Source organism: Bernardetia aquimarina, from assembly GCF_042180575.1.
Classification (GTDB): Bacteria; Bacteroidota; Bacteroidia; order Cytophagales; family Bernardetiaceae; genus Bernardetia.
In genome coordinates this window covers 1-12,447 of record NZ_CP170095.1, presented here as the reverse complement: position 1 = coordinate 12,447, position 12,447 = coordinate 1, and the positions used below count along the sequence as shown (strand labels likewise).

At 29.5% G+C, this 12,447-nt stretch carries 12 protein-coding genes; 7 read left to right on the top strand and 5 right to left on the bottom strand.

Annotated features, from left to right (window positions below; genetic code table 11):
- Positions 1-460: 460 nt before the first annotated feature.
- Positions 461-667: a hypothetical protein gene (locus tag ACE193_RS25375; RefSeq protein ID WP_375563396.1), complete on the top strand. Its 207-nt coding sequence runs from the start codon at positions 461-463 to the stop codon at positions 665-667.
- Positions 668-1,117: 450 nt separating this feature from the next.
- On the top strand, positions 1,118-1,417 hold the full coding sequence (locus ACE193_RS25370; protein WP_375563394.1) for a hypothetical protein: 300 nt from the start codon (positions 1,118-1,120) through the stop codon (positions 1,415-1,417).
- A gap of 1,431 nt (positions 1,418-2,848) precedes the next feature.
- Here ACE193_RS25370 and ACE193_RS25365 read toward each other — a convergent pair.
- The 3 genes from ACE193_RS25365 to ACE193_RS25355 form a co-directional block, all read right to left on the bottom strand.
- A complete protein-coding gene (locus ACE193_RS25365; RefSeq protein ID WP_375563392.1) occupies positions 2,849-3,715 on the bottom strand; it encodes a KilA-N domain-containing protein in 867 nt (288 codons plus the stop codon).
- 87 nt (positions 3,716-3,802) lie between these two features.
- Complete coding sequence (locus ACE193_RS25360) at positions 3,803-4,153, bottom strand: hypothetical protein (RefSeq protein ID WP_375563391.1); 351 nt, start codon at positions 4,151-4,153, stop codon at positions 3,803-3,805.
- Positions 4,154-4,244: 91 nt separating this feature from the next.
- Complete coding sequence (locus tag ACE193_RS25355; RefSeq protein ID WP_375563390.1) at positions 4,245-4,811, bottom strand: hypothetical protein; 567 nt, start codon at positions 4,809-4,811, stop codon at positions 4,245-4,247.
- 286 nt (positions 4,812-5,097) lie between these two features.
- On the opposite strand from ACE193_RS25355, the gene ACE193_RS25350 reads away from it, so the two are divergent.
- From ACE193_RS25350 to ACE193_RS25330, 5 genes are all read left to right on the top strand, one after another.
- A complete protein-coding gene (locus ACE193_RS25350; protein ID WP_375563388.1) occupies positions 5,098-5,283 on the top strand; it encodes a helix-turn-helix domain-containing protein in 186 nt (61 codons plus the stop codon).
- A gap of 130 nt (positions 5,284-5,413) precedes the next feature.
- The gene (locus ACE193_RS25345; RefSeq protein ID WP_375563387.1) at positions 5,414-5,614 is read left to right on the top strand and encodes a hypothetical protein; all 201 of its coding nucleotides are present in this window, start codon (positions 5,414-5,416) and stop codon (positions 5,612-5,614) included.
- A 91-nt stretch (positions 5,615-5,705) separates the two neighbouring features.
- Positions 5,706-6,920 carry a hypothetical protein gene (locus tag ACE193_RS25340; protein WP_375563401.1) on the top strand — a complete coding sequence of 405 codons (1,215 nt, stop codon included), beginning with the start codon at positions 5,706-5,708 and terminating at the stop codon, positions 6,918-6,920.
- Positions 6,913-7,275: a hypothetical protein gene (locus ACE193_RS25335; RefSeq protein ID WP_375563400.1), complete on the top strand. Its 363-nt coding sequence runs from the start codon at positions 6,913-6,915 to the stop codon at positions 7,273-7,275. Before ACE193_RS25340 ends, ACE193_RS25335 begins: the two co-directional genes overlap by 8 nt.
- Before the next feature lie 487 nt (positions 7,276-7,762).
- Positions 7,763-10,912 carry a DEAD/DEAH box helicase gene (locus ACE193_RS25330; RefSeq protein WP_375563399.1) on the top strand — a complete coding sequence of 1,050 codons (3,150 nt, stop codon included), beginning with the start codon at positions 7,763-7,765 and terminating at the stop codon, positions 10,910-10,912.
- 238 nt (positions 10,913-11,150) lie between these two features.
- Here the strand turns inward: ACE193_RS25330 and ACE193_RS25325 are convergent, their stop codons facing one another.
- Both ACE193_RS25325 and ACE193_RS25320 read right to left on the bottom strand, forming a co-directional pair.
- Positions 11,151-11,615, bottom strand: coding sequence for a hypothetical protein (locus ACE193_RS25325; RefSeq protein ID WP_375563398.1), 465 nt, complete (start codon positions 11,613-11,615; stop codon positions 11,151-11,153).
- 47 nt (positions 11,616-11,662) lie between these two features.
- Positions 11,663-12,271, bottom strand: coding sequence for a hypothetical protein (locus ACE193_RS25320; RefSeq protein ID WP_375563397.1), 609 nt, complete (start codon positions 12,269-12,271; stop codon positions 11,663-11,665).
- Positions 12,272-12,447 lie beyond the last annotated feature (176 nt).

Sequence of the window (12,447 nt, the reverse complement as noted above, 5' to 3'; positions counted from 1 at the left end):
ATAGAAAAAAGTCATTTTATTTTAAAAAAATGTATATATAATAGTGATAAGTAAAAAAAAAACAACCTATGTATAAGTAGTTAATAACCTCAAATAAATTCCAACAATGAAGCTTATTCTTCTTCCCTTGTTCGTTAGTGTGTTAGCAAATTTTGTATGGTGGCTAATGCAAGAAGCTATCTCTTACATTTTTAAAAAGAGACTATCCCATCCCAATTAATCATCCAAGGCATTACAAATTATCTGTAATGCCTTAAATTGCACTTAATTGCAGTAAAGTGGGAGCTAAGTATCAAAGGTTAGTACCAAGGTTTTATTAAGGTTTTACCAAGGTTAAAACTAAGGTTCTGCATCATAGAGCTAAGTCTTGCATTTGGGGAGCAAGCTCAAAACAAGGTTTTACCAAGGTTTCGATAAGGTTTTCAGATAGGTTTAATTGATAATTATAAATGCAAATAGAATGAGTACAACAACAACAGATAGCGAAATTATAGCATACATCAAGATAGAATTGTCAGTAATCAATGACAAAATAGGCTACTATCAAACAGATTTGAATATCAACAAAAAGGATAGTAAATATTTTGAGTTGATGGAAAGTTTGAATAATCAAAAGGAGATTGTCAGCAGGATTTTAAAAGTTTCTCAAAATCTTCTGAAGGAATAGAAGGTGGTATTTTTATACATGTTTGAAAATATAGGAGCAACACAATGCTCTTAATTTTTTTCAACCAATGCTCACTTCTTTTATGCCCCTAAAATATTACTTAAAATTAAGTAATAAAATTCATGATGTTTCATAAACAGAATTTTAATAACGAAAAATATTTTAATTCAGAATTAAATACTTAATAATTACCAAAAACAAAATTAAGTATTGATAAATGGATTTTGAATTGCTCCTAAATGTTTCAGATTTTCGTGTAAAATTGAAATTGAAAATAAAATGACTATTTTTGATTTAGAAGCTAAAATATTGGTTAAATAATAAAAAGTATATTACTTAACAAAAAGAAAAAACAGTACCTTACTATTGTAAAATACTGCTTTATTTTCGTCTATTTAGAAGGAGTGCCATCTTTCTACTAGACATTTTTTTCAACAAAAATTGTAAAACATGAATAATTACAAAAACTTTTGTATTTGCAAAGATGCAAAAAATCAAGACAAAACTGTAACTTTCGTTTTGTCAAATTCAAAAAAGGTTGAGCAACTAGAGTTGTTCCCTATGAATGACTACAAGGAAATTGAGCCAAGAGAAAAAGGTGAAAGATGTTCGTACAGATGCCCTAATTGTGGTAGGTTTGTTTCTAAAGAAATTTGGAAAATGTTTCCAAAAATTTACAAAGAAGAAACTTACCACCATACCGTAAAACGTGTGAGAATTGGAGGCTTTGAGTTGCCAAATGCAGCTTAAAAGCTAGTAATCTCAAAAAAAAGTCTAATCATTTAATGGTTAGGCTTTTTTTATGTTCGATTTCGATCCTGTTTATGGTTCTGGAGAACTTGTAAGTGTGAGATTATTATGAACTACACATCATTCTTCTGACTAAAAAATCTGTCTAATTTTTTATAGATAAGAAACAGATAGAATACAGACTATTTACATTTCAAATGAATAGACACTATTACCAACTACTCAAAAACTGACAATCCTATCTACTTCTTACAAGACAAAAATAATTTTGACGGACTAAGAGCTGCACCAAATCCAACAGGCGCATTTTTCAAAAAGTGCCTTCATTTGCTTTAAACAAGGATTGACTAAAACATCTTATTTTTTAGCAGTTCGTTTTTTATACTTTCCTTACTTCAAATAAATCAAGAATATTTCTAATTATTCAAAAACTTATAATCCTGCCATTTTGGGGGGTTTTTTAGGGTTTGGGTTTATTCTACTTTTGAGAGGAATCGGACATTTCTTTGTTTTATCGTTACTTAATAATAAGTGAAAATAATATAACAAATAAAATAGACTTTTCCACCTTTGTATAAGTAGCATTTTGGTTGAAAGAGTGGAATCAAAAATCATACTTTGCACCTTTGAATGAAGAAATAGCAAAAAAAACTTTTTGCATTTTAATTATTGTTCTATTAATGAATAAAGGTAAAAAAAACGTCCTATTTGTTTTTAGACTATTTAACGAAATTTGAATGAATCTGAAAATTTATAGGCTGTAATTCAAGTAGCTTGTATTAGAAGCACACTTTAGTACTTCAGGAGGACTTTTTAGATTGTGAAGTAAGACCAAAACAGAAAGGAATAGGCTATAAATAGCTTATTCCTTCATAGGTTACAGATAAAAATAGATAGAATACATACTATTTACATTTCAAATAAAATACTACCCGAATTATTTTGTCTAAATATCGTTTCTATTATTAGATGCTTATGGTATTAAAAACAGTCTTTTACATCTTTGAAGAGAGCAATAAAAAGCATTGTTTGCAACCCTATTTATACATCAAATTGTTATTATGAAAAACCGTCCTATTTATTTAAAACTTGTTTTTAGAACTTAGTACAAGTATAAAATAAGTTTTCGTTTTAGATACCTTCATTTAGAAGTGTCGCAGTCCTCACTACTATTGTGGGAATTAGATACCTTTTATCAAGCAGAGACACACGTAGTGTCTTTGTATTACAACAAAGGCAATGGACTACTACTAATAGCCATTGCCTTATAACAAATAAATATCATGACATATTTAATTGCGATTTTACTCGGTGTTTGTTCAAATCTATGTACACGAGTTCTTGACAAATTTATTGATTTTCTAATTGATAAGTTTTTCTAATAGTGAATAGTTCACAAAAACTAGCCTTTTCTTAATTGGAAAGGCTTTTTTATTTTCCTTTATCTAAATATGTTCTGTCGTCAAGTTTTTTGATGGCACGTACAGTATCACTTTTGTTCAAGATACTAATTTGTTTCTCTACCAGTTCCCTCAATTCACTAAAACGAGTAAATTTGTCTAATCCTTTGTTTATCATTGTAGCATTCATTGATTCAATATTGGAGAGTACAATCAATTCATTTATACTAGCAAAATCTCTCATATTCAATCCTTTTTGTGCAGCTTCAGTATTTACTTCTCTCCATTCCTTAGCAGTATAGCCAAATAAAGCAACATTCAATAAGTCTGCTTCTTCTGCATACTCTAGCCAATTTTTATTTTTAGGCTGTGTACTTTTTGGAATAATGTGTTCTTTGATTGCATCCGTATGGATAGTATAATTAGTTTTACTCAATAATCTTCTAACACTCCATTCAATATTATATTTATTCGTTTCTACTTCTTTCAGTCTCCTATATTCTTTTATCAAATAAATTTTGAATGTAGGACTAAGCCATGAGCCGAACTCTAAAGCTATATCTTGATGAGCGTATGTACCACCATAACGACCAGATTTTGAAATTATACCTATTGCATTAGTTGTTTCTATCCATTTTTTAGGACTAAGTACAAATGAATTTAAACCAGCATCTTTTCTAAACTGGTCGAATTCGACCCCTTTAAAATCTGAATTATGTATTTGCTCCCAAATTCCTAGAAATTCTACTGTATTTCTATTTCGCATCCAATTCTTTATATGGTCTTGTCCATCTTCTCCTCTTACCATATCTGTAAGACAAATATAATCCTCTTCATTGTGTGAAATGATAGATATAACCTTATTTTCTACTTCAATTTGTTTTTTTTGCTTTGCCAATTTTTAATAGTATTTAGAGTGATAGAATAGATATAAGTTCACAAAAAAAAGCCTTTTCTTTTTTAATTGAAAAGGCTTTTTTTTAATTTAACGTTTTGCATCATTGATTGTACAAAACTCACAATATTCAGTATCATATACCTCATCTATTGGTATTTGTTCTTGACAATATCCATTCTGACAATAATTAATTTCATAATCATTGTCTTTAAATACTTGTTTCAAGACCTCTTTTTGCTTTTCAGATAAAGTTATTGTTCCTCTATCTTTTGTTTGTGCAACAACTCCCCTTTGAGTGTCATCACTATACAATTTATTTTCATGTATGTACTCTATAAGACTGTCAAACTGCCTTTCATACTTATATTCATTATCTCTATCATTTTGCAGATTATCTATAGAATAATCAAGGATTCTAATAGGTTCAGAAGGTTTCATGTAAAAATATATTTAAGTGTAATAATAAATAAAGAACATGATGATGTTACGCAAATACAGAACATAAGTTCTTGAAAGACTCTTATAAATTTTACTTCACAGTCAAGTACACCACAATCATAAGAACTAACAAAAGAATCATCACAGCTGAAGCAATGGTAAATCCATTATCGTTTTGCTTTTCGGGTCCTGGAGGAACATTTTTATTTTCCTTTACTTTTTCTGACAGGAGCATCACACTATTATCAATCTTGTTTCCTATTCCATCAATCCGACTTTGAAGAGTTTGGATGATGGTGTTCTGTTCAAACTGTCTTTCTAATAATGTATCAATCGTTTTTTGTTTGTTCCCTATCTCATTTTTCAGAAACTCATTTTCAGATTTGAGCATAGTTACCAATTCTGATCTGATTTGTTCGCTTTCTAAATTTTTAGTTTTCGGTTCGGATGTGTCATGCCTGGTTAAAACTTTGGACGGTTCATGTATTTCTACTTTCTCAAAATTTGAACTCAAAAGAGAATCTGAAACAAGAAACCGTCCTTTTTCCTTTTTGACAAATTTTGTCTTTTGATGTTCCCTTACAAATCTTGTAATCGTCGAACTACCTTTTTGATATTTTGCAGCAGCTTCTTTAATTGTCAAAAACTCATTTTTCATAATTTAGATTTTTATAACAGAAAAACAGATTTGCCAAAAGTGAGAAATTATTTTGAATTGCTAGTCATTATCTAATCATAACTATTCAATGGCTAATCAATAAATAGTCAAGAAATACTCTAAACAAATCACACAAACAATAATTTGTATGACGTTACTTTGCAGTAAAATAACAGCAATATAACACATTAGTTTCAAAATAATCTCGTTTGATTTTTGTATATTGCAGTACAGTAATTAGTCAATGACTAATCACAATTAATCAAAAACTAATCATAATTATAAAATGACAGAACAAATATTTACAGTAGATGAGCTAACAAATAAGTTAGGATTATCCAAGAGAACAATTGAGGACAGTATTAGAAATGGAAAGCTAAAAGCTACCAAACTTTTCAAAAAATGGTTTGTGAAAAATTCTGACTTAATAGAATTTATTGAGAGAGAAGGAGAGCCAAATAAATCTGTATAAACTGGACAAACTCAAAAATGGACTTGAAAAGATGAGCATTCTGATTAAGTCCTTTTTTTATTACTAATAATTAGTGAAAATTACTAATTATTGATTTATTTTACTTATCATTGCAAAAACAAATTATCTTATGGCAAATATAACTATGAGCAAAAACAGAACTAACCATAAATCACACAAGAGTTTCACATTATCTAAATTGACAGAAGATGAGATTGATATATTGGATAGTCAAGCAGAAAAAGAGTTCCGTTCTCTTACGGACTTTATAACAGTTGAGCTAAAAAAAATAGCTAGAAAAATTCAGATAGAAAACGAAAAGAACAAATAAAAAAAATGGACTTGAAAGGAGTACGAATCCTAACAAGTCCTATCATAATTAAATCAATTTTTCAGTACGAACCCTCAAAACTTCATTAACTATGAATTTCTTTAATATCATAAAGAAAGGCACTAACACACAGTTAGAAAGCCTTAAAGATAGTGCAATATACGACATTGCAGCCGAAAAGTTAGAACCAAAACCGTATGCTACCCAAGCAAAACCATTGTTTCTACTCTCAAAATACTTTTCGGTTGCATACCATTTCATTTCCTACATAGTTGCACTCATAGGTATCATACTGTATTCTATGCAGTTAGATAGTATCATTTATCAAATCATTCTCATATTTCTTGCCTTCATACTTCTTTTTGTAATTGAAATAGCAAAAGGAAATTCGTCAAATAATGTTTTCTCATCCACAGCAAGAAAGGAGCAGCCGAACCAATTATTTTTAGCTATACTGGTTATCACTACAATTTTTAGTTTTTGTACAAGTGTGTGGTCTGCAAAAGAAGCCGTATATTATGCAAGTACAGATACCAAATTTTCCAATATAGACAGTCTTCAAAATAGCCAAATTGACAGCGTAAACAATCTTTTTGCTACTCAAATTAGTAGTACAGAAAGTAGTATAAAAGCTAGTCAAAACGTCCTACAATCCACAAAAACGAACTGGAAAATAAATACAGCTCAAAAGGATTTGAAGGAAAGTCAAACTACACTTACGGATATATTGGAGAAAAAAGAAAAGGCTTTACTTTCCATTTCCAAAAACATTGAAAGCAAAAAATCATCTACTGGAGATAAAGGACTATTTATAGCCAAATTAGCAGCAGTTATATTTTTGCTTTTCGAATCATTGAATTTAGTTTGCTACTGGTTTCTTTATCAGTATTATCAATCTTGCCTACTGGAAAACAATTTGGAAAACGAGCAACCAAGTGAGCAGCCGAAACAACAAACACAAATAGATATAGAAAGCATAACAGATGCCCTAATAAAAGCTATAACGAATACTACGCAATCCGTAACAAGTTCCGTTATTCCTAATCCATTCATACCAAACCCAGCTCCTACATTTGAGAAAAAAACTATAGGTTTTCAGTTTGGAAACGAGAATCGTAACGAGGTGTGTAACGATACTAGTCCAATCTTATCAGATGGCAATAGAATTTGTAAAAATTGTGGGAACGCATTTATTTACAAAACAAGCAATCACAAATTTTGCTCAACTGAATGCAGGATAAATAACTGGAATAAAGTGAATGGTAAAAACTTCATCGTAGGTCAGAAAGGAGGGAAAAATGCGTAAGTACAACAAAGAAAAACATCAAATAGGAATCATTTCAGATGCAATACAGATACTTAGAAAAAGTATCAATTCTGCAAGACAATCAGTAAATGAAAGGTATTTATCAAAAGAAATTTCACTCTATGAAATGACTAATCAATTATGGATTTTTGATTTTTTTGATAAATTTCTCAATGAAAATTTAATCAAAAATGGATTAGGTCTTATTTCTCTTTTGGAATTATACGAACACTTTCCCTATCCTACTTTAGAGGAGCAAAACGAGTTTCAAGCCATGCGTTTTTATCTTGTGGATATAGTAGGTGTAAAAATGGTAGAGCTGGAGGAGGAAAAAATGGAATCCGAAGGAATTTAACCAAACGAGCAGCCGAAAAGAAACTATCTAAAAAAAATAGTTTCTTTTTTTTCTTTCGCAATCCACGTACTTATAAAGCTATATAGGTAGGTATATAGCTTTACTTTTTCAAAAAAAAGCGCAATCTACCGACATATAACGCTATATAAGTACGTATATCAATTTAGCAAAAACAGATAGCTGGAAGTATCTATTTCTTTATCTCAAATCTTCTTTCTATTTTTGACTATTGCATAGAACAAAAAGGCAATAAAAAAACCTTCAGCATTTTGCGATACTGAAGGTTTAGAATTTCTTTAATAACTGTTTGTTTGGTGTTTTTAAAGAATTTTTTAGGTGTTTTTGTTCTCAAATTTTAGGTAGAAATTGCGCTTCTACCATCATTTTTAAACAAGATTTTTGACTTGTGAGAGAGTCGAGAATTGAATTGATAGTGTACCACACACGACAAAACGTGTGATACGTAACATCATTAAACGATAAAACGATGTACGACAAAACTACAAAAACGGTTTCAAAAACCGAAATTTTAAGCCAAAATATTGACTACTCAAAAGAGTATAAGGAATATTTAGAAAAAGAAGTAAACCAAAATCCAAATTTAGTCTGGGAGAATTTTTTAGGCTTGACACCTTCAAAAGCAACTGTACACCAAAAGGCTCTTAACACAAAGTATGGTTCAAAATCTTCAAAATTAGGCTTTTTTGAAACTAATGATGGTTGGTTAGTTCAAGACTTCAAAAACAGTGAAACGTTCAATGCTTATACTTTTTCGAAAGCATTTAAAAATGAAACTAGAAGATATAGCAACTTTATTTCAGAAGTCTATAATCTGAAATCCTACAAAGAATTTATACAGGATAAGAAGGAGCAGCAGAACCAAGAGTTTTATAATTCTCTTCTTAAAGAATTTAATTTACCATCAATCAATCCTTATTTCTCTATCAATAATGAAGAGTATAAACAGGGATTTAAGATTGCCTACACAGATTTAGATAAAACCCCCCTAACGTATGGCAATAATGAAATATTTGATAGAATACGTCTTTGCTTTCCTTACGAAAAAGATGGAAGTGTAACCAAATACTTGTCAAAAAAGGGTAGTGGGTATTTTCCTTATCTGACTGCAATAGCACACAATAAAGAAGTCTTAGGTCAAGATACTTTATATGGTGTAGAAGGAGAGAAAAAGGCTATATACGGTGTTAAAACACTTGATTTGGCTATTTTTGGCATTAGTGGACACCCTTTAGGAACTATAACAGAAAAGAATCCCTACACAGGAAAACCTATTAAGGTTACAGCCGAATTTTTACCACACACCAAGAGTTTAATTAAGGATTATGGTTTCAAATCTTATCAATTCATTTTAGATAGTGATGCACTAAGTAATGAAGGTAAAATAAAACGTGCATTAGGATTTTTCAGTTCAGCAGAGAAAGAATTTATTGCAGCCCAAAAAGTAGGAATTACAAAGTTTTTAGTAACTATCATTCATCCAAAAGCAAAGGGTAAGGGGTTGGATGATTTGGGACTACACTATGAACCGTCTGAAATTAAGGCTAAATTACAAGATACGAGTAAGCACAATGATTTATTTCTACATTTTGAAATAGATACTACCAAAAACTACAAAGAAGCCTTACACGAGCTAAAAGGCGTGTTCATCCGTTCAGTACAATTTCAAAATATAAAGTTTGATTATGAATTAGAGATTGATAGACATATAGGGGATGTGCTTTTGGAAGATAAGACTACTTTCAATGCCATCACAACAAAAAAAACTGTTTTGTTCCAAGGTGATACTGGTACTGGTAAAAGTACAGCTATGAGAGGAATAGCCAAGTTTTTTAGTGATAGTATAGGAGCTAAATTTGTATCTGCTGCACCTCGCAATGTGATTGCTTCACAACAGGCTGCAAAGAAAAAAGATTTACTATTTGTAGGAGCAGACTTTGAAGATAATGCCAAGAAATTACTAGAAGATGTTCAAAAATATGATATACTATATTGTAATCAAGATAATATGGAACGCCTATTACAGTTCCTTCGTAGCAATGGTATCTTAGCCTATGCAGCTATTGACGAATTACACTTATTGCCTTCTGATGCTTCTTTTCGCAAAAATATTGTAAGAAGTATGTTTAGGATAATTGAGAATAATAATACTATTCTATTGACAGCAACACCGAAAAAAGTTGATTTTCCTACCTACAACATCAAAATAAACTCAAAAAATAAAAAAGCATATACAACTCCTTATGCGTATGTTGGTGGAGGGAAAAAAGCAATTCAAAAAGCAATAAGGATAATAACTAATGCTATAAAAAATGATAGTAAAGTCATCTTACTAGTAAATTCTATTAAGACGATTAGAAAAATAAAACATGCATTGGAAAAATACGAAATAGAGAGTTATGTTTTTGCTTCAAAGGAACTGACAGACAAGGAACAAGAAGAGCATGATATTTTCCTTTCGAAAGATACTTTTTACTGGTCTAAATCTGACAGTAAAAAAGTCATCTTATGTACTTCTGTACTTGCTACTGGAGTTAATATTGAATCAGAATCAAACATTGAAGGTATTTATTTCAATAAGCACACAGGATTTAATAATATTGAATATCAACAGTTTATAGCAAGACTAAGAAACTATGAATCTATTAATGTAATCAATCATATTATTACAAAATCATATAATTTCAAAGACAAAATAGAAGATTTTGATTTTGATTACTGGAAAAGGAAAGCTCAAAAAAGATGCGATTTATTCAATGAAGAGTACAAAAATGATATAAAGAAAAATATAGAAAGTAAACTGCATCTTGATTGTACTTCACTTTGCTACTTCAATAAAATTACTCAGTTATTTGAGATAGATATTTCTGAAATATATGCTTTATATGAAAGACATCTAATAGAGAATGGAAGTGTTATTTTTGAGAATCCTATTAAAACAATATTTTTGAAAGATGAAGTAGATAAAGAAACAGAAACTTCATGTAAAGTTATTGATGAACAACAAAAAGAGATTGAGAATGCTATTGCAGAACTCTGTATAAACGATTTTAAGACACTTTGTAAAGCTGTTCACACAAAAACTAAGGATAGTGATTACTTACAAGTAAAAACCTTTTCAGAGATAAAAGATGAGTATATAGAAAATGAAATAGTATTGGATAGTATAGAGCTTTCAGCAGCAGAAACACTTTCGAAAAGATACTTTAGTTTAATTGATATTGCAGATAGAGAAAAAGTCTTAGATACAATAATACAGCATAATGAAAAAACTGGACTACTAGAATTTATAAATACATCTACTTTATACAAGAAAAGAACAAATATAGAAATTGATTATTTATTATCTCTCCAAGAACCAAACAGACTGGAAAAAAGAGAAAAAAAATTACTGGACAAGAGAATTAGTGATATTGAAAAACATATATCCAATCGTATCACTTTGAAGAAGTTACATGAAAAAGTAAATGAAAAGGTAGATGATGATTTGCAGGTTAGTATTCAGTATTTGAGTGTATTGTTAGATAAGTTTTTCAAATCAGAAAGTAAAAGAGATAAAGACCGAAAAACAAGATTGACAATTACTAGAAAAGAAATACCATCTACTTGTCAAAAATAATATATATACTTTTTTCTGACAAGTAGATGGTAGTAAAAACAGCCTTCACAATATCAAAAACGTTGATTATGGAAGAACTAGAGAAAAAAATAAAAATACGTTTTTTATGACCATTTACTTGTCAGAAAATAAGTTCACAGCTGGAGAAATAACAAGCTCAAAATTGAGCAGAATTACAGAAAGTCAATATACTTTGAATTTTCAAAGTATATTGTAAAATGTATGTTGTGGGATTATACTATGAATAGGCTGAATCTACATCATCCTTTTCATTAGTCATTTCTACATCATTTAATTTATTTAATTGACCTCGCACAATAACTACAACTGAGTTCGCATTATCTATATCATTTATAAGTGATTTTGGATGTATGAGGTCATTATTGACCACATTTATATTTATTATAGTTTTATTTCGCTTAACGAAATTATCTTTATCTACTTTGAATACTACACCATTTATTTTTATTATGGTTTCGTTGTATTCTTTTGGTGCTACTCTTCTTCTTAGCATATTTCTAATTTTTCCTTTTGTCCTTTTTTTTGCTGCATCATCAAACATTTTTTCTATATATTCAACAGGAAATTCAGCTTCTAATTCCTCTATTGCCTTTAATTCTTGTTCACTAAATTCGTTATAATCAAAACTATCTGGAAAGTCTTGTTTTGATATAATTTGATTGTTTTTGCTGTTCTTGTTCATAATAGTTGATTTGTTGATTTGATCATTCATAAAGTATGTAATTACAACTATAATTTGTTTAAATCATCTAAGAAGCTTCTAAACTTTTGACGAAGTTTATTCGCATATTTTGCTATACTATCTCCAGTAAACTTTACTGTTTTTAGTTCTTCATTAACTACTTTAGCAAGACTTTTTCCTTTATAACCCTTACGCATGTGTTTGAAGATTACTTGGTTTTGTGGAGATAATTTTGATGAAAATATATTGATTAACCTTTCTAGGTCTTTACCTTCATATTCCAATGATGGATTACTAAAGTATTTTATATAGTTCAGTTTTTTTATGTCAGAGTCTGATAGTCTATGTTTTTTGTCTTCTGCTCTAAAGTAAATGTCTTTATCATTTTTCACTAATGAGTAGAACCAACTTTTAAAGATATCATAAGACTCAATAGAACATTGCAACTTACCTATTATTCTGATGATTGCTTCTTGACAAAAGTCCTTTCTATCATCTGCATTATCAATATATTTAACCATTATGGCAAACATGAAACCTCTAAGTTCATTTATCAACAAACTTTTATGTTTTTTATCTTCAGAGCGTTTCCATAACCTGTAATAGTAATAGGATTGCTCTAAACAAAATCGTCTTCGTTTACGGCTCTCAGACATATCAAATATTTGTTTTGCATACTTTTATGAATTTATTAAAAGAAGTAAAAACGGCTTTTGTAGCCTCCTTCATTTATACATAGGTTATCTTTTTGATAAATATCACTTCTAAAAATATATTTTTTTTAAAAAAAAGATGTATCATATCAAATTCGATAATTAATCATAAATTTTCT